Annotated in this window: 17 protein-coding genes; 9 read left to right on the top strand and 8 right to left on the bottom strand. The window is 43.3% G+C overall.

All coding sequences use genetic code 11. From position 1 onward, the window contains the following. Positions 1-83: 83 nt before the first annotated feature. The 3 genes from BCU75_RS11315 to BCU75_RS11305 all read left to right on the top strand — a co-directional run bounded on the left by BCU75_RS11315 (position 84) and on the right by BCU75_RS11305 (position 3,157). Positions 84-842: a helix-turn-helix transcriptional regulator gene (locus BCU75_RS11315; protein WP_102473916.1), complete on the top strand. Its 759-nt coding sequence runs from the start codon at positions 84-86 to the stop codon at positions 840-842. A gap of 66 nt (positions 843-908) precedes the next feature. Beyond that, positions 909-2,093: a GGDEF domain-containing protein gene (locus BCU75_RS11310; protein WP_102473915.1), complete on the top strand. Its 1,185-nt coding sequence runs from the start codon at positions 909-911 to the stop codon at positions 2,091-2,093. Between the two features lie 152 nt (positions 2,094-2,245). Then, entirely contained in the window at positions 2,246-3,157 is a 912-nt protein-coding gene (locus BCU75_RS11305) for a LysR substrate-binding domain-containing protein (RefSeq protein ID WP_102473914.1), read from the top strand. 58 nt (positions 3,158-3,215) lie between these two features. Here BCU75_RS11305 and BCU75_RS11300 read toward each other — a convergent pair whose 3' ends face one another. Beyond that, on the bottom strand, positions 3,216-4,097 hold the full coding sequence (locus BCU75_RS11300) for a LysR family transcriptional regulator (RefSeq protein ID WP_102473913.1): 882 nt from the start codon (positions 4,095-4,097) through the stop codon (positions 3,216-3,218). Between the two features lie 282 nt (positions 4,098-4,379). On the opposite strand from BCU75_RS11300, the gene BCU75_RS11295 reads away from it, so the two are divergent. Then, the gene (locus BCU75_RS11295; RefSeq protein WP_102473912.1) at positions 4,380-5,561 is read left to right on the top strand and encodes an MFS transporter; all 1,182 of its coding nucleotides are present in this window, start codon (positions 4,380-4,382) and stop codon (positions 5,559-5,561) included. 73 nt (positions 5,562-5,634) lie between these two features. Here the strand turns inward: BCU75_RS11295 and BCU75_RS11290 are convergent, their stop codons facing one another. From BCU75_RS11290 to BCU75_RS11275, 4 genes are all read right to left on the bottom strand, one after another. Then, positions 5,635-6,195, bottom strand: coding sequence for a sugar O-acetyltransferase (locus BCU75_RS11290; protein ID WP_102473911.1), 561 nt, complete (start codon positions 6,193-6,195; stop codon positions 5,635-5,637). A gap of 194 nt (positions 6,196-6,389) precedes the next feature. Beyond that, on the bottom strand, positions 6,390-7,388 hold the full coding sequence (locus tag BCU75_RS11285) for a LacI family DNA-binding transcriptional regulator (RefSeq protein ID WP_102473910.1): 999 nt from the start codon (positions 7,386-7,388) through the stop codon (positions 6,390-6,392). A 109-nt stretch (positions 7,389-7,497) separates the two neighbouring features. After that, positions 7,498-8,937, bottom strand: a complete 1,440-nt coding sequence (locus BCU75_RS11280; RefSeq protein ID WP_102473909.1) for a 6-phospho-beta-glucosidase — start codon at positions 8,935-8,937, stop codon at positions 7,498-7,500. Positions 8,938-9,152: 215 nt separating this feature from the next. Further along, on the bottom strand, positions 9,153-9,677 hold the full coding sequence (locus tag BCU75_RS11275) for a hypothetical protein (RefSeq protein WP_102473908.1): 525 nt from the start codon (positions 9,675-9,677) through the stop codon (positions 9,153-9,155). A gap of 280 nt (positions 9,678-9,957) precedes the next feature. On the opposite strand from BCU75_RS11275, the gene BCU75_RS11270 reads away from it, so the two are divergent. From BCU75_RS11270 to BCU75_RS11260, 3 genes are all read left to right on the top strand, one after another. Further along, the gene (locus tag BCU75_RS11270; RefSeq protein WP_102473907.1) at positions 9,958-10,941 is read left to right on the top strand and encodes a DUF1254 domain-containing protein; all 984 of its coding nucleotides are present in this window, start codon (positions 9,958-9,960) and stop codon (positions 10,939-10,941) included. Positions 10,942-11,035: 94 nt separating this feature from the next. Beyond that, a complete protein-coding gene (locus BCU75_RS11265; RefSeq protein WP_102473906.1) occupies positions 11,036-12,130 on the top strand; it encodes a DUF1254 domain-containing protein in 1,095 nt (364 codons plus the stop codon). Positions 12,131-12,334: 204 nt separating this feature from the next. Beyond that, positions 12,335-13,171: a LysR family transcriptional regulator gene (locus BCU75_RS11260; RefSeq protein WP_102473905.1), complete on the top strand. Its 837-nt coding sequence runs from the start codon at positions 12,335-12,337 to the stop codon at positions 13,169-13,171. Positions 13,172-13,401: 230 nt separating this feature from the next. Here the strand turns inward: BCU75_RS11260 and BCU75_RS11255 are convergent, their stop codons facing one another. Next, entirely contained in the window at positions 13,402-13,791 is a 390-nt protein-coding gene (locus BCU75_RS11255; protein ID WP_102473904.1) for a VOC family protein, read from the bottom strand. A gap of 210 nt (positions 13,792-14,001) precedes the next feature. Between BCU75_RS11255 and BCU75_RS11250 the strand changes: the two genes are divergently transcribed. Both BCU75_RS11250 and BCU75_RS11245 read left to right on the top strand, forming a co-directional pair. Then, on the top strand, positions 14,002-14,901 hold the full coding sequence (locus BCU75_RS11250) for a DMT family transporter (RefSeq protein WP_102473903.1): 900 nt from the start codon (positions 14,002-14,004) through the stop codon (positions 14,899-14,901). A gap of 212 nt (positions 14,902-15,113) precedes the next feature. Then, on the top strand, positions 15,114-15,923 hold the full coding sequence (locus BCU75_RS11245) for an SDR family NAD(P)-dependent oxidoreductase (RefSeq protein ID WP_372200258.1): 810 nt from the start codon (positions 15,114-15,116) through the stop codon (positions 15,921-15,923). 163 nt (positions 15,924-16,086) lie between these two features. On the opposite strand, the gene BCU75_RS11240 is transcribed toward BCU75_RS11245, so the two are convergent. Together BCU75_RS11240 and BCU75_RS11235 are read right to left on the bottom strand one after the other, a co-directional pair. Continuing rightward, on the bottom strand, positions 16,087-16,788 hold the full coding sequence (locus tag BCU75_RS11240) for a lipoate--protein ligase family protein (protein ID WP_102473901.1): 702 nt from the start codon (positions 16,786-16,788) through the stop codon (positions 16,087-16,089). A gap of 73 nt (positions 16,789-16,861) precedes the next feature. After that, positions 16,862-17,209, bottom strand: a complete 348-nt coding sequence (locus BCU75_RS11235) for a DUF3024 domain-containing protein (RefSeq protein WP_102473900.1) — start codon at positions 17,207-17,209, stop codon at positions 16,862-16,864. Positions 17,210-17,237: the final 28 nt, after the last annotated feature.

Below are 17,237 nucleotides of genomic sequence, written 5' to 3'. Positions count from 1 at the left end.
GGTGATGATAACAACTAAGTAAAATGAACAAATATAAAAGACGCATAGTATAAATCATTAATTCAACGAGTGTTGGCTACAATATGTCTATAAAAAATAATAACGAATTGACAAATCAAAATATCTCCTATCTTCCGAACGAGCTGGAAAGTGAAGTTCGTGAAGGACTAGAAAAAGTTGGAGTTGAACATGTGAGCCTAATCATTTTGTCCGAAGGTAAGGACATCGTTTTTGAAAGTTTGGAGAGTATTTCAAATAGAATATCCATTAACAGAAGAATATCGGAGAGCATTGAGATCTATCTAGACGCAGCCACTTGCCATGAGAAAAACATTTTGCACTTTACCTATGACAATGTTTTGGAAAATCGTATATTTGATCACAAAAAGCTGTCAATCATCACCAATAAACTGAGCCAATACTCTGTTTTTTCTCAGCTAAACTACGATCATAGAATGGTAGCTATCTTTCACAGTGTTGAATCATTATCTGAACCTCAAACCAAGCACTTACAACTGGTAGCTGATATCATGACAGCCTGGTCCAACTCATGGGTTGCCCACAACACTATGTTGCGCTACTGGAAAAAGTACTCCGAACCTAAGAACATAGATATTACTTCAACGTTAACCAAATCAGAATTCAACGTTTTAGAGTTATTGATAAAAGGGTTTACTGGGCCAGAGATATCCAGCATTAGAAACGTATCAAAGGAAACCGTACGAACTCAAATCAAGAGTATTCTTCATAAGACTCACTGTCATAGTCAAAACCAACTGATATCGAGATTTTCTCAATCTCAATGGACTATCAATTGTCACTACCGAGGAGTTTACTCTTAAAATTAGCAAATGATATTGAATCGACTTCAAGTTGTCAGTTAATTAATGGTTAAAGGATAAACCATCATGAATATTCTTAACTTTCTGATTATCAAAAGGAACATACTGATATCTTCACTAAGCTTACTAATACTGTTATTCCACTACAATAGTATTCATAGCTTGGTAAAAACAATAGAATTCGAAAAAGGGAAAAGAGAGGACTTAATCTCAAACCTAATTATAAATAATATCGATTACAACCTCTCTTTTTTAAAAAAAATTCTTGCTGACCTTGAAAAATCCACGTTTTTAGAAAGTAAAGAATCTAACGCTGGGAAGGTAGGCAAAGATTTTTTACATGATGTAAAAAGTCGCTTCAATTTAAATTATTATTTTGAAAAGATCTCCCCTTCAAATGCACAAAACATAATACTTCAAGACCAAAAAAATCAATATTATCTACTTTCAGGAAAACCCATTCGCATTGTCTTTTCCTCTTCCTTATCACCTGATTCAGAAAAAACATACCTCAAAGTAACACCTGTATCCCTGCTTTCACTCGATTTATACCAATTAGACTCGCGGAAAAATCGGTACTTTCATCTGATTAAAGTACCGTTACCAGTTTTCAATGGAAATGTACTCATCTTCGATGATATGACAAGTTCAGCTATCGAGCTAAAAAATGAGCTGCAAAGCCTCGTAGAGATCCTATTACTTCTTCTTGCTAGCTATATTCTCTTGGCGACTTTTGCAAAATATCAACACAATACCAACATAAAACTGGCTTCAGACGCCTTAACTGGGCTAAAGAATCGAGCCTATTTACAATCAGCAAACGTAAGATTAAAGCACGACCACCTTAAACATGCGTGTATCTGCGTGATTGTTATCGACCTCGATTATTTTAAAGATATCAATGATCAATATGGCCACCCAACCGGAGACGATATCCTCATCAGAGTTGCAAGTATTTTGGCCGATAATGTACGAAGCAATGACGAATGCTACCGCATTGGCGGGGATGAGTTCATTGTCATCGTTAAATCTCAGACTCTGTCTGATACTAAGAAATTAGCCGAGAGACTGAGAGAGAAAATTGCTGAAGATGAACAGCTTCATATCATGTCTAGGGGAGGTATATCAGCATCATTAGGACTCGCGGTATTGTTACCTAACCAACCTATTGAAGAGGTCGTATCAATTGCAGATGAGATGCTTTACCGAGCTAAGAGACAAGGGCGAAACTTAGTGCAAAGTTACATTTAGACATAGCTACTTAGACTTTGTATAAACGACTGCAAAGTCTACAAAACAGAGTCAAAATTGTAATACTCTCGACTAAATGGTACCCCCACTAGTCACTGACTAGCATACAAAGTCCATGATATTTGTTCATAACCTCAAATCTAGACCGACTTATGAAGCACTCAGATTTCAACCTAATACCCATATTCGTTGCTGTTATGGAAGAACTAAGCCTTAGTAAAGCCGCTCATCGTTTAAACATGAGCCAACCCGCTGTGAGCCAAAGTATCCATAAGCTTAAAATTCTGTTTGATGATCCTCTTTTCTTTCGTGAAAGTCATGGTGTTTCCCCTAGCAAGCTAGCTAAAAGTATTTATCCCCAACTGTCCACCGCGGTTCATCAAATCAAACTCACAGCCCCACCTCTTTCAAACTTTAATCCAGAAACCAGTTCCCGAAAGTTCATGATTTCAACTGCATCTGTATTCGGACTGAGTATTCTTTCTGTTGTTTCGAATCTTATATTTACGCAAGCTCCTAAGGTAAAAGTTAAGGCGGATTCAAACCTAGCGCACAAAGACATGAGTTCATTGCTCAGAAACCACTATGACTTGTCGATAGATATTGATCATGGGCAATATCCTGGACTCAAATCTGAAGAGATCTTACGAGAAGAGTTATGTGTTTTATGTCACGTAAACCACCCTCGCTTAACAAACCCAACAGTATCAATTGAGCAATTTTTGTCAGAAAAGCATGTCGTGCACACCACATCCAATCAGAAACAACCTTATTTACACGACAAAGGATTGGATTATGGTGATATCCTGAAACAACGAGATATAGCGTGGAGCGCGAATAGCATCGTTGAAATGATGAGTATCATTGAAAATAGCCACCATGTTTGTTTGTTCCCGAAGCGGTTACTTAATAAATACCTTCAACATTCAGATTTAAAACTCCTACCCTGTGATTTCATTTCAGAAAGTGTAAACGTCGCGATGTTTTGGCATCCAGCTCAACACGATGACATAGGGCATCGCTGGCTAAGAGATCTGATTTCTGAAGCGAGCTATTGTAGCTAACTGAGCTAGCACTCCTTGCTCCAGCTCCCAGGCGGCCAGTGACACCTCTTGTTTCTTGTTAGAGGCTTAATCTTGGTTGAATAAAATCAATAAACGCCGAGATTCGTTTAGAAACAGAAGACGACTTATAGTAAACGGCATTCACTCGTTCTCGGTCTGTATTGGCAAGTTTATCTTGTTCCAAAATAGGGATCAGACGCCCTGCTGCCATATCTTCCTGCACCATAAACCCCGACAAACAAGCAATCCCATTTCCAGTGAGTGCGAGCTGACGCACTGTTTCGCCATTACTGGCTGTCACAGTTGGCGCGACATAGCTTTGGTTTGGCAAAGGCCAGTAATTAAGTACCTTGTTTCCTGCAAAACCGACGATTTGATGCGAACTCAAATCTTCTGGCTTAGTGGGCACCCCACGCTTAGCGAGATAATCAGACGATGCAACAATGTGGAGCAAACTTTTGCCTAGCGGGCGGGCATGAAGTGTTGAATCAGATAACTTACCGATTCGAATCGCAACATCGGTTCTCTTTTCTAGAAGATCAACAAAGCCCTCGTTGGAAGTGAGTTCCAATTCAATGTCTGGATAAGCTTCTTTGAATGACTGCACCAAAGGCACCAATTGATGAAAAAAAAATGGGCTTGCCGCATCGACTCTTAAACGACCTTTGGGTAATTCTCCGCGCGACACAATTTCCTCTTCTGCGCTATGGATCATCTGTAACCCCAACCTTACTGAATCGACAAACTGCCGCCCTTCATCCGTTAACTCCACGCGCCTCGTTGTTCGGTTGAATATTGAGACACCGAGTTGCGACTCAACCTTACTCACCGAGCGAGATACCTTGGCCACTTGCACGTCTAATGCTTCTGCCGCTGCAGAGAACCCACCAGCATCGACCACAGTGAGTACCATTTCTAAATCATCTGAACGGGTTAGCATGAGGCTCCTTCGTTATTTTCATTTTAGTTATGCTCCTTTCGCTAGTGCTCATCACAGCTCAAATCATCCGTTTCTTTGAACTTTCATCCACTTATTTTTTATGATCGTCTAACTCTTCAATTATTGCAAATATCACAAAGGTTATTTGTTAATAGCGATATTTTTCACAAATATATTTTGCTAGATAATCCTCGCCATCAAACGAAGCGCACCTATTGCAGTCACAAGCTGCCCCATTTTATCGCGCTCGGTATTTAACAAAACATAGTAAGAGAGATGATTATGCCATTAGCATTACTTGCATTGACGCTCAGCGCCTTTGCCATCGGAACCACCGAATTTGTCATCGTAGGCTTAATCCCTACCATGGCGAGCGACTTAAATGTATCTCTGCCATCGGCAGGTCTATTAGTCAGTTTATACGCGCTTGGCGTTGCTATTGGTGCACCAGTGCTTACGGCGTTAACGGGAAAATGGAACCGTAAAGTGGTGTTGTTATCCGTAATGTCGCTATTTGTTGTCGGTAACTTACTGGCGTGGCAGGCTCCAGGCTATAGCACGCTGATCGCCGCACGAATTTTGACTGGTCTTGCCCATGGTGTGTTCTTCTCTATTGGCTCAACCATCGCGACAGGTTTGGTTTCAAAAGATAAAGCTGCCAGTGCCATCATGTTTACAGGTTTAACTGTTGCATTGGTTACAGGCGTACCACTGGGCACTTATATCGGCCAAAGTTTTGGCTGGCAAGCGACCTTCTTGATCGTTGCATTGCTTGGTCTTATTGCTCTTATCGGTAGCGCTATCTTGGTTCCAAGCAACCTTAAACAACCACCAGCGGCTAAGATTTCGGCGCAACTAAAAGTTCTAACTCAACCACGATTACTCTTGGTTTACGCTATCACAGCACTCGGCTATGGCGGTACATTCACAGCCTTTACGTTCCTAGCTCCAATACTTGAAAACGTATCAGGGTTTGATTCAAGCTCTATCAGCCTAATCATGTTGGTCTACGGTGTGTCAGTAGCGGTAGGTAACATATGGGGCGGTAAAATGGCCGATAAGATGGGCCCAATTAAAGCGCTGACCGTTATCTTCTCAGGTTTAGCTGCAGTATTAGTGGTATTCAACTTTACCGCAGTAAACCCTTACGCAGCTGTTGCGACCATCTTGGTTTGGGGTGCATTCGCGTTCGGTAACGTTCCAGGCTTGCAAGTTTACGTGGTTAAGCTGGCAGAGAAATACACACCTGACGCAGTCGACGTGGCTTCTGGATTGAACATTGCAGCCTTCAACGTTGGCATTGCATTAGGTTCATGGGGCGGTGGTTTGATTGTCGCGAAATCTGGATTAATGAACACCCCTTGGGTAGGTGCTGTGATTGTTTTAGTCGCTCTTGGACTGACTCGATTCAGCGGTGCGTTAGATAAGAAGCAAGCACAGCAAGCTGTTCCATCTAGCATCTAGCATCTAGCATCTAGCAAGAATAGAAAAACAAAGCCCGAACCTAGGTTCGGGCTTTGTTTATTAAATATCGATATTACTCGTTATCAATCGGCTTCAAAACTTTACACGGGTTACCTACCGCAACCACATTATCTGGGATGTCTTTAGTCACCACGCTGCCTGCACCAATCACACTGTTCTTACCAATGTTCACGCCGGGGCAGATGATCACACCGCCGCCGAGCCAAACATTGTCACCAACGGTAATTGGTGTGCCAAACTCCACGCCTTCTTCAACACGGCCTTTCACATCTAGTGGGTGGCCTGCAGTAAGGATTTGAACGTTCGGACCAAGCAGCACATTGTCACCAATGGTCACTTCAGCCACATCCAAAATCACACAGTTAAAGTTAGCGTAGAAATTCTTACCCAGCTTGATGTTTGAGCCGTAATCACAACGAAACGGCGGTTCTAAGTGCGCATTTTCACAGCCCGGAATGAGCTCTTGAGTTGCGGCTTCCCATTCGGGTGTGTCTGGAATACTGTTATTGAGTTTTTGAAGCACTTTTCGGCACTCAATTCGCGCCGAGTACAACTCTTTATCCCAAGCCTGATAAGGTTCGCCTGCTAGCATTTTTTGTTTTTCTGTTTTCACGTTACTTACCTGTTTTTAAATTACTTATCTAGTTTCACACTACTTACCTAATGGCGGTCAATTCAACTACCAAAAAAAGCAATATCGCACATCTAAATAACAGTGAATAAGGAGTGTTTGAGCTTGATTTCAGGGATGCGCAGCTCGTCACTTTTTGTGGGTAAAATATGGAACTCAATCACAGTTAAGTAAGCCTAGACACGCGGGGCAACCGAATCGCGCAGAACTAAACTTCCGGTAGTGCTGATCGATTCAACTTGTTCGATATCTCCTACAATTTTGAGGATCGCCTTTTGCGTCATTTGCTCTAATGGCACGCTTACAGACGTTAAGCTTGGTGTTAAAAATGCACCTACTTTGCTGTTATCAAAACCGACGATAGAAACATCATTAGGCAATAAATACCCAAGTTCGGTTAACGCTTTAATCGCGCCAATCGCCATGTCATCGTTTTCAGACAAGATCGCAGTGAAGCTTACTTTACTTTCCACTAAAGCTTGCGCGGCACGGTAACCGCTCCCCATCGTCCAATCACCCTGAACAACTTTGGACTCATTCAATGCAATACCATGTTTAGTTAACACATCTTGATAGGCTTGGTAACGCAGCTCATCGGTTGAAGAACCGGCTTTACCACGAATGACTGCAATGTCTGTATGGCCTTGCTCGATGATGTGTTCAACCATCAAACAAGCGCTCTGATAATGATCTGTGGTGATGGCATGATTAGGCTTCGACGGCATTTCACGGTTGAGCACCAAAATCGGTGTATTCGTACTTTCGATGATCTTTGCAATCTCGCTTTCGGTTAAGCACTGCGGATAAATGATGATGCCCGCGCACTTCATATCGAGTAGGAAATTGATCGCCTTTATTTCGTCTTCCGCACTGTGCTTACCGTCGGTGATCACCAATTGGTGATTCGACTTCTCACTGTATGACGCAGCGTGATACATCAAGGAAGAAAAGTAAGGGCCATTGAACAACTCATTTGTGATCACAAAACCGATGAAATTGGTCTTCTTAGTTGCCAGTTGTTGAGCCAACAAGTTCGGGCGATAACCCGTTTCTTGAATCGCATCGAATACCTTTTTCACCACATCTGGGCGCACGATATTCTTGCCATTTAAGACACGAGAAACCGTCGATTTAGATACCCCTGCGCGGTTCGCGACATCAAGCATGGTGACCATGAGCTTCTTTTCCTCATATAAAAAATTAGCCGACATAAGCCGACTAATTTAATGTTAATTCATATTGCGTGTAACTTTGTATTGCGTGTACTACGCAGCAAAACGCATTCTAAATAGTGGCACCGTTAGATGCAATCACGCCTTTATACCACTCGAACGACTTCTTGCGCTTACGCTCTAAAGAACCGGATTGATCATTGTGCTTATCTACGTAAATGAATCCGTAGCGCTTTTTCATTTCACCGGTAGTGAATGATACCAAATCGATACAGCCCCAAGGGGTGTAACCCATGAGATCAACGCCATCGATCGCCACTGCTTTTTTCATCTCTTTGATGTGATCACCAAGATAAGCAATGCGGTAGTCATCGTTAATGCTGCCATCTTCTTCGATGCTATCAACAGCACCGAAACCATTTTCGACGATGAACAATGGCACTTCATAGCGCTCATAAAGAGACGCTAAACAGAAACGCAGACCGGTTGGGTCAATCGGCCAGCCCCAATCGCTCGACTTGATAAACGGATTATCGACCGAGTTTTCATGGCCGCCGTCCATCGCCTCTTCAGTCGGCTGATGCGAAGAAGAATCCAAGGTATTCGACATGTAGTAGCTAAAGCCTAAGTAATCAGCCTTACCTTCTTTTAGGATCTGCTCATCTTCAGGCTGCATTTCAATATTGAAGCCTTTGATTGCCCAATCACGCTTAGCGTAATTTGGATAGTGACCACGCACCATCACATCAGAGAAGAAGTAGCGGTCACGCATCGCTTGCTGTGCCACCATAATGTCTTCTGGTTTAGAAGAACGAGAATAGAAAGGCACCATCGCACACATTGCGCCGATTTGAAGATCTGGGTTAATTTCGTGACCTTTCTTAACCACTAAAGCACTTGCCACAAACTGGTGGTGGACCGCTTGATACATGGCTTCTTGCGGCTTTTCGCACTGTGGGAATTTCACGCCAGAGCATAACCAACCAAAGATATCTGCCGAGGTGTTCATCTGGTTATTGATTTCATTGAACGTCATCCAGTATTTCACCTTGTGCTTATAACGCTCCATCACTGTAGTTGAGTATTTAACGAAAAAGTCGATCACATTTCGGTTCATCCAACCGCCGTACTCTTTGGCTAAATGGTAAGGCATTTCAAAGTGGCTCAGCGTCACCACTGGTTGAATATCGTATTTCAGAAGCTCATCAAACAGATCATCGTAAAACGCTAAACCCGCTTCACACGGCTCGGCTTCATCACCATTAGGGAAAATACGCGTCCACGCGATACTGGTTCTGAAACACTTAAAGCCCATCTCAGCGAATAACTTAATGTCTTCTTTGTAGCGGTGGTAGAAATCAACAGCCACTTGGTTTGGGTAGTTTTCACCATCAATCACACCATCGGTGATTCGGCGCTGTACTCCGTGAGCGCCTGCCGTTAACACATCAACTACACTCACACCTTTACCATTCGCATCCCAGCCGCCTTCTAGCTGATGCGCCGCAACCGCACCGCCCCATAAAAAATCGTTCGGAAATTCGTTGTTCATATTGCTACTCGCTAAGAAAAAAAGATCCACTAAGAGATTGAATCGCGAAAAAGTGATTCGCTAAAAAAGTACTGGTTCAAGACAACCAACTTGAACTCCGCAGCCCTGAAACCGATTTCAACATGGAACAACGATACATTTTGAAACCGGTTTCAGCAATAGTTAATCGATCTTTTTTGATCGAAAAACAGACTAATCAGAAGTCAGCGTCTCTATCAGTGCTCTTCAAAATATTGATCATGTGAGTGTTTGCTAGATTGGTCTTGAGTTCCTGGATAGAACTGAACCAAAGTCTTATCGGCTAGAGTGAGGTGGATCCAACCCTCTTTAACTCTCAACCAATTGGTGCCGTTTGTCTCATAGACGATAGGAAAACTGCCCCAACCAGACTCTGATACCTGCAGCTCTTGAAAGCGGTCAATCGATTTCAGTTTGTTACTTTCGAAGTCTGCGGCAGCATAGGTCACCAAGGGTTCGATAGCATTATCAGGCTTAAACGAATAACAACTTACAGAAGCTAAAGTGCGATCAAACCATTGATAGGGTTGTGCGCCTGTTAAATCGAAGACCGTGCAGTCGTTAAACTTAATGGCCCACTTTTGGTGATTCACAAAACCTAGGAAACCTATAGGTTCTTTTGGTAGAAGTTCTTGTGAGAATGGAGCAACCCCTGGGACAGTATCAGAAACCGTGCACCCCATAAGCCCAAGGCTAAAAATGAAACTCAACGTGCGCTGCATATAAACGTCCTGTGTTTAATGGATGGAAGGGTTAGCAAACCCGCCCATCTTAGTATCCTAGCATTTCAGTATCCTAACATCTGATGATGCCATCAGGCTTGCGTTGATGAAAGAGCCCAATAATCGACGTTTATCCCATCGAATCTAGCAATTCAGACACCAACTAAACCCCAAACAAAGATATCACTGCTAGTGATATCTTAAATCATCACGACTCTATTTCTAGAACCCTTAATCACAGACATAATATTCATAAGTTAATCAAACTTTGAGAGCATCCATGAAAAAAGCCACGCTACTTACCTTAATGGCATTCGCTTCTTCAGGCCTTATTGCCGCTGAAGTAAAAAAAGAAAATTACGTTGAAGCAGAAACAGACTGGTACTTTTCTGGCGTACAAAACAATGCGGGGGTAAACACATGGATGCACGACGCCCCTGTAGGTATTGATAATCAGCAAGTCATTCGCTCAAACCGAGATGTGGTGTACTCAATTGCAATTGTCGACGTATCACAAGGCGCAACCTTTACTGTTCCAAACTCAGAGCACTACCAAATTATCCACTTGATGGATGAACAACACCTATCGCACCAGGTCGTGTCTCGTGGTGAATCACTAACCATCAATGCTGATGATATCAACGGTGAGTATGTTTACCTGCTTGCGCGTACCAAAATTGCTGGTAATGACACCACTGAACGTCAAGCACAACTAAAGATCGAGGCTAATTCTTCGCGCCCTTATCAAGGTAAAGGCTATTCAGAAGCAGACGTACAAGCACTGCGTAATCAGCTAGTCATGGAGTTTGTTAAAGGCGAAGTGAAGATCCTAGAGCACATGTCTTTTGTAAAAGAGATTGAGCAAGCGGATCCAACTTCATATATCTACGCGACAGCGGTTGGTTATGGCGGCTTGCCATCATACGAAGCTCAATACTTACCATACGTGGTAGGTGGTGGCTCTGATAAAGCGTGCCAAACCTTCAATATGCCAAAGCCCGATCTCGATTATGCAAACGGTGGTTTCTTCTCTCTCACAACTTACGATACTGCGGGTTGGATTGTAGAAGACAATTTCTACATCGGGCATGAAGAGATGAAAGACAACGGTGACACTTTTGAAGTTGTATTTAACTGCCCACAGTTATCGCACTCAATCGATGTAAAGGATGGTTGGACGGGTGTATGGCGCTTCTATAAGCCAAACAATGAAATGGAATTTATCGAATTTATCGACGGTATTCGCTCTGTCAGCGTTCAATAACCTGACGCTTCGCAACCGCTGAACTTAACAAGGAGGGCATTCTCTCCTTGTTTCAAACGAATCCATTTTTGCAAAGATATTCATAAGGTAACACATGAAAAAGACTCTTCTGGCAACACTTATCACCATGACTAGCTTTTCTGCATTCGCAGGCACTTCAGCATCTGCGCTTGAAGCATCACATCAACCGTTTTCTTCAATCGAACCGATCAACTCATCAAGCTGGGACATCAATCCAGTCGATTATGGAATGACACCAGAACAGTTCCTTGAGGCCGAGTCTCTGCACTTCATGACCAACATGGCAAAACGTGAAGGTATCAATGGCATCTTCCACTTTACTACCTTAGCCAAAGCCGAAGATCGCTGGGTTGTATCTCCGAACAATGACGTGGTTTACACCATGATCGTAGTAGACGCGAGTGAGGGCTTTACTTTAACCATGCCAAACACAGGCGACCGTTACATCACGGCGCAAATCGTGTCGCAAGAACACATGTCTACCCAATTAATGGGTGGGGGTGTTTACGAGTTTGATGGCAGTGAGTTTAACGGCTCTCACGTGGCGATTGGCATCCGCGTTGGTACCGACGGTACGAATGCAGACGTACAATATGTGGTTGATAACATTCAACCTAAAATGACGCTAGAAGCGGCATCGAACAACCCAGTGCCAGATTACGATGTAGACACGCTACTGAAAGTACGTACCGCGCTTATGCAAGGTTACAACGCGCTACCTGATACCTTTGGTCAAATGACGGATAACGTGGCTAAAGTGCAAAATTGGGAGAAGTTCACCTATTCAACAGCTGGCGCTTGGGGGTTATCTGAAGACCAATACGCGATGTACGCTCCATACAACCCTGGCGTAAACCAAGAGACATGTTATACCGCGACCTATAGTCAACCAGACGTGAAAGACTTTTGGTCTATCACTCTATACAACAATGAAAAGTACTTGATGGCGAATGAAAGCAATGTGATCAACTCGGGTAATGTAAAGCTAAACAGCGACAACACCTTTACTGTTCACTTTGGTACTAAAGAGGCATGTTCTGACATCGATGGTATTAAGAACTTTGCGCTCGTCACCGAAGATAATTGGGGCTTTTTAATGCGTGCCTATGGCGCTGACGTTCAGGCATTCAAACAATACAACATGCCAGAAATAGAGCCAGCAAGCTAAGGGCTGACTTTACCGCGAACGGTTAGCATAGACTTTAAAGCTTAAGGTCAGGCTATAAAGCTTAAGGTCAGGCTATAAAGCTCAAGGTCAGAATTTAAAACCAAAGTCAGGCTTTAAATAAAGGGCTTAACACCATACTATAAACCTTCTACCTCAGTAGAAGGTTTTTTTGTTTCTAAAACAAGCCACCCCACAGGAGCATGCATGGATTACAATCTGATCAAAGTATTTGTTGCATTAAGTCAGACTCGCTCGCTCACCAAGGCCGCAGAAGCCATTGGCATGACCCAACCCGGTATTAGCATGGCATTAAAAAAGCTAAAATCGGAGGTTGGCTATGAACTCTATATACGCAAAGGTCGTGGGGTGGAACTGACAGCCGAAGGGCTTTGGCTAGCAGAGCGATTTACTCAAGCCGAGCAACTTCTCGATGTAACAGGTAATGCCGCGAAACCGGTCATCCACTGCACCGAGTCCCTGTTATACCTATTAGAAGACAAGATCTCAGGTCACTTTATTGAGTCCCCTCTGAGCGATGAGCAGCTCGTTGATGACTTAACATCAAGAAAGGTCCACCTAGTCATCGATCATCTTCCAAGGCAATCTAGCGCCTTAATTTCCGAGCCTGTCCATCAAGAAAGAATGGTCGTTATCTGTAACGAAAGCCATCCTCGCATCCAAGACCAATTGTCCGCACAAGACTACTTAGCCGAGCAACACGTAGCAATAAAGATGAAACGCCAAAGTATGTCTGCCTTCGATTACTTACTAGTTGGGCAGCCACAACAACGTAACGTGGTTGTAGAGACGAGTTCTATCGCCAGTATGATGTTATTGGTTGCAGAAAGTGATCGACTAGGCAGCACATCGGAAAGCATGTATCAAAGGTGGGGAAAGCGACTTGGCCTCAAATCGTTTGAATTTCCATTCGAGTTTACCCCTGTAGACTATCATCTCACTTATCACCGTCGCTATCTCAATGATGCAACCCATAAGCAGTTGCGAGAACAAGTGAAACACTGCTTCGAGATGAATAACTAAAGGCTAACGGCACTCTTCTCAATCAAACCAGTGAGAACCCGGCAACAACGAATTCACAAACCCATTTAGACGTAGCGATAAGACGCCATAGATGCCTCAATCAAATCTAACAATCACTTGTACTTAGCGGAGTGCTGATTAAACCACTACACCCTCAATAAAGAGCAATTCAACAGGCGCTCATTGCTCTTTTAATATAACGAATTAGCAGGTTTGCTTTGTTCTCCCTATCAAGCAGTAAGTTCTAAGCGATTACCATCAGGATCGAGCACGCAGCTCTCATAATAACCGTCGCCAGTTCTTCTTGGGCCATCTAAGCGCTCATAGCCGTCTTCGACCAAACGGCTTGTGAGTTCATCGACTGCTTGTTCTGAGCCTAATGAAATCGCCATATGAATGAAACCAGTGAACTGCTCATAGATATCATCTTTTGATTCAGGAACCGAGTCCATTTCCATAATCTCCAAGCGGCTACCACTCTCGAAAGATAGGAAATAAGAAGAGAAGCCTTTTGTTGGATTGTGATATTTTGAGTTCGATGTCGCGCCGAAATAATCTTCATAGAATCGTTTCAGCACTTCGAGTTGTTTGGTCCAAATTGCAATGTGTTCAATTTTCATTTCGTTCACCTAAGTTTGATGTCTAACGTTAGATTACTCATCAAATAAGGAACAATAAACAGAACAGAATCAATCAAAGGTGTTCCTATTTAATGGGTCAGTAGAGTTATCAAAATCACAACAATTAGCTGCACAGCATTAACATCTAAGCTTGTGTAATATATAGCTTTGATCAATAGTCAGTGTTTTACATATTCCGAGATTTAAACTGTGAGCTTTTTAAAACTGATAACGCTAGCTGCCATATGGGGAGGCTCGTTCCTTTTCATGAGAATTGCGGCTAATCCTTTAGGCCCAGCAGTCCTGATTGAAGCACGAGTTCTGTGCGCGGCGGTCACCCTACTCTTGGTTTCTTTTTATCTGAAAAGAAAGCTTTCCTTTAATGCTCACGCGAAACACTTTTTCATTCTAGGCTTGTTTAACACCGCACTCCCTTTTCTGTTTTTCGCTTATGCGGCTCAAACTCTCAATGCGTCGACCCTTGCCATCCTTAACTCTACAGCTCCGATATGGGCAGCAATCATAGGCGCTATATGGACCAAAACAACACTCGAGGCGAGAGTTCTATTAGGGCTTGGGATTGGGGTTGCGGGCGTTGGTGTGTTGGTCGGTTGGGATGCGATGAACATTGGCCGAGAAGCTGTACTTCCTATTTTTGCTGCGGTGATGGCAGCTTTTAGTTACGGAATAGCATCAAACTATACCAAACAAGCGCCTAAAGTTGAGGCATTCAATAATGCTCATGGCAGCATGTGGGCTGCAGTATCAATCGTGTTGCCGTTTGTCTTTTTCATGCCGATGAGAGAAGCTCCGGATCTCACCATCACCACATCGGTGATCTTACTGGGCGCCGTGTGTACTGGACTTGCTTACCTGCTTTACTTCAATCTCGTGTCGGAATTGGGTGCACCCTCTGCGTTATCAGTGACCTTCTTAATTCCGGTGTTTGGCATCTTGTGGGGCAACCTGTTCTTAGATGAAGCAATTGGTCTTAACACCATTTTCGGCTCAGTTCTTGTTATTACCGGCACCATGTTAGTGACCGGCATGACACCTTCTAAGATGCTAGAGAGTGTCAAACAGAAACGAGCGGCAAGAGCGGCTCGTTAGTCAGATTCCAATAAGCATTTAGCATTTAGCAGGTTTTCTTAACAAGCCCTGAAAAACAGTACTGTGTTTGTTAAACCACACCCTTATTTCACGGTTTCTCAATAGCAACACACATCCGCGCTTTCTATGTCTCAGCATGTGAAGTAGTAGAAACTTTGTGCAATGAAACTTTGTTATAAAAGTTGTCCGGACTCTTTATTCAAGGAAGGAATATGCGAAAAAAGATCATGATTACAGGTGCTACAGATGGTATCGGTTTAGAGACTGCGAAAATGCTAGCTCAACAAGGGCATCACATCCTTATCCACGGGCGTAACCCAACAAAACTCAGCAAAGTAGAAACAGGCCTCTCTCGATTATCCAAGGATGCGATTATCGAAAGTTATGTTGCCGATCTCTCTTCTCTTTCTGAAGTTGAAGCCCTCGCCAACCAAGTAAAATCGGAGCATGAAAAGCTCGACGTACTAATTAATAACGCTGGCGTCTACAAGGTTTCCGACATCACCACCAAAGACAATCTCGATGTCCGCTTTACCGTCAACACCATTGCGCCTTATCTACTGACTCAAAAGCTGCTACCACTTTTTGATGCCAACGGTCGCATCGTTAATCTATCTTCAGCAGCCCAATCATCCGTTGATCTCGAGGCACTTGTCAGCCCAAACCCTGATGCTTTAGACGGCCCTATTTACGCACAAAGTAAGTTGGCGTTAACGATGTGGTCAATCCATCTGGCGCACAAATTGGGAGATCAAGGGCCTCTAATCATTCCCGTTAATCCGGCCTCATTTCTTGGCAGTAAATTGGTTAAGGATGCGTACGGGTTGGAAGGTAATGACTTAGGAATTGGCGCTGATATCTTGTGCCGAGCTGCACTGTCAGATGAGTTTGCCAACGCTTCTGGGAAGTATTTTGATAATGACTCAGGGCTATTTAAAGACCCTCATGCTGATGCATTAGATACGGAAAAAAATCAAAAGCTGGTGACGACTCTCGACCAACTGCTTGCAGAACAGCTCTAGCTGAAATCCCGCTCTAGCCAGATAAGGGGTGCTCCATATTTAGAAGCACTCTAAAACCCAAAACTGTCTGATGTCGTGACAAGAGAGCTTCAACCAGTGTTTCAATAGCATTGAAATGGTTCCTCTCCCAACAAATTGGCATGCCGTTAGCGAAAGGAAGACATTACGCATACTTGATGAAAGCTTGGCTTAACCGCTGAAAGAGTGAGTCTACGTTGGGGAGGCCCGTCAAATGCGCGGACAACGGAGTATGAACCTGCGCATCTACTACGGTTGGATTTCCGCAAATTTGATTATAAAAATTCACAGGCGCAACGATGTTCTCTAAGTCGGCATCTAACAAGATACAAGCTTGCGAAAGTACGATTTGGCCGCCCCCTTGTTTAAGCAATACGCGCTGCGCGGTGCCTACTATTTTTTGTTTATTGATATTAAGGTTGTACTCACCATCACAATAAGAACCGGGAGTTGCGTGTACATCCACATCAATGCCCAGTTCTTTAAAAAACAGCGTTAATACATCGCATAAATGTCGATACGCTTTTTGGATATTGTAGGCTTCATCACGAGGCCAATGGTAAATGTGCGATAGGTTAATGATCCCCGGCAGTTGAGGAACGGGAGCGCCACCGGTTTTTCTCGAGGTAAGTTGCCAACCTTGTTCCGATAATTGTTTTCTAGACTCTACCGTCACTGGCCACTTTTTACCTGCGGGCAAAACGAGTGTTGGCGTTTTTGCTTGCCACAGCATTAAGGCTTGTCCAATCTCGCCAGCCTGTATTTGCTGCAATAACGCATCTTCTTTTTCAAACGCACGAGCAACATCAATGTGCGGGTAACGTACGAGTTTATTCGTTAACTTCAATGCACTTTTCCTCTACAGATTGTGGTGACCTACCATTTAACGTTCCCTGATGATTGATAAGAGATAGGGCTAGTTATCCCCAAAAACTTCCGTACACATCCTCATTTAGAACCTCAAAAAACGCCTCAAGGCTCTTCACCTCTGTTGTCGGTTCGTAAATGTGCCATTTTAAATCAGATTTCATCCAATAGATTGCCCACTCATTACGTGATTTGTAGTACTTCACTTTGGCTATAGGACTTTCCATTTTTTCACTTGGGTCGTTCCATTTCGGGCGAATCTCGAATATTTCTATTGCCTGCCCATCCATTCGATACCCCAGATCTAACTGATCCCTAACTTCTATAGATGGTCGACGAGAGTCGAGATAGCTACCAACTGCTTTTTCATATCGTTTTTGTTCGATTTCAGAGAATGCCATATCAGTTACCTAAAAGATTAATCAACTT

Origin of the sequence: Vibrio splendidus (assembly GCF_002873455.1) — a bacterium.
In the GTDB taxonomy this organism is placed as follows: domain Bacteria; phylum Pseudomonadota; class Gammaproteobacteria; order Enterobacterales; family Vibrionaceae; genus Vibrio; species Vibrio splendidus_J.
Note: the sequence above shows the minus strand (reverse complement) of the source record. Positions and strands in the feature narration are given on the sequence as shown.

Excerpts from the sequence above, each read along its gene's own strand:
- BCU75_RS11275 (WP_102473908.1), bottom strand. The coding sequence starts at position 9,677 with ATGCAGCGCACGTTGAGTTTCATTTTTAGCCTTGGGCTTATGGGGTGC.
- BCU75_RS11270 (WP_102473907.1), top strand. The coding sequence starts at position 9,958 with ATGAAAAAAGCCACGCTACTTACCTTAATGGCATTCGCTTCTTCAGGC.
- BCU75_RS11265 (WP_102473906.1), top strand. The coding sequence starts at position 11,036 with ATGAAAAAGACTCTTCTGGCAACACTTATCACCATGACTAGCTTTTCT.
- BCU75_RS11315 (WP_102473916.1), top strand. The coding sequence starts at position 84 with ATGTCTATAAAAAATAATAACGAATTGACAAATCAAAATATCTCCTAT.
- BCU75_RS11285 (WP_102473910.1), bottom strand. The coding sequence starts at position 7,388 with ATGGTCACCATGCTTGATGTCGCGAACCGCGCAGGGGTATCTAAATCG.
- BCU75_RS11255 (WP_102473904.1), bottom strand. The coding sequence starts at position 13,791 with ATGAAAATTGAACACATTGCAATTTGGACCAAACAACTCGAAGTGCTG.
- BCU75_RS11235 (WP_102473900.1), bottom strand. The coding sequence starts at position 17,209 with ATGGCATTCTCTGAAATCGAACAAAAACGATATGAAAAAGCAGTTGGT.
- BCU75_RS11260 (WP_102473905.1), top strand. The coding sequence starts at position 12,335 with ATGGATTACAATCTGATCAAAGTATTTGTTGCATTAAGTCAGACTCGC.
- BCU75_RS11305 (WP_102473914.1), top strand. The coding sequence starts at position 2,246 with ATGAAGCACTCAGATTTCAACCTAATACCCATATTCGTTGCTGTTATG.
- BCU75_RS11295 (WP_102473912.1), top strand. The coding sequence starts at position 4,380 with ATGCCATTAGCATTACTTGCATTGACGCTCAGCGCCTTTGCCATCGGA.
- BCU75_RS11280 (WP_102473909.1), bottom strand. The coding sequence starts at position 8,937 with ATGAACAACGAATTTCCGAACGATTTTTTATGGGGCGGTGCGGTTGCG.
- BCU75_RS11245 (WP_372200258.1), top strand. The coding sequence starts at position 15,114 with ATGCGAAAAAAGATCATGATTACAGGTGCTACAGATGGTATCGGTTTA.
- BCU75_RS11310 (WP_102473915.1), top strand. The coding sequence starts at position 909 with ATGAATATTCTTAACTTTCTGATTATCAAAAGGAACATACTGATATCT.
- BCU75_RS11300 (WP_102473913.1), bottom strand. The coding sequence starts at position 4,097 with ATGCTAACCCGTTCAGATGATTTAGAAATGGTACTCACTGTGGTCGAT.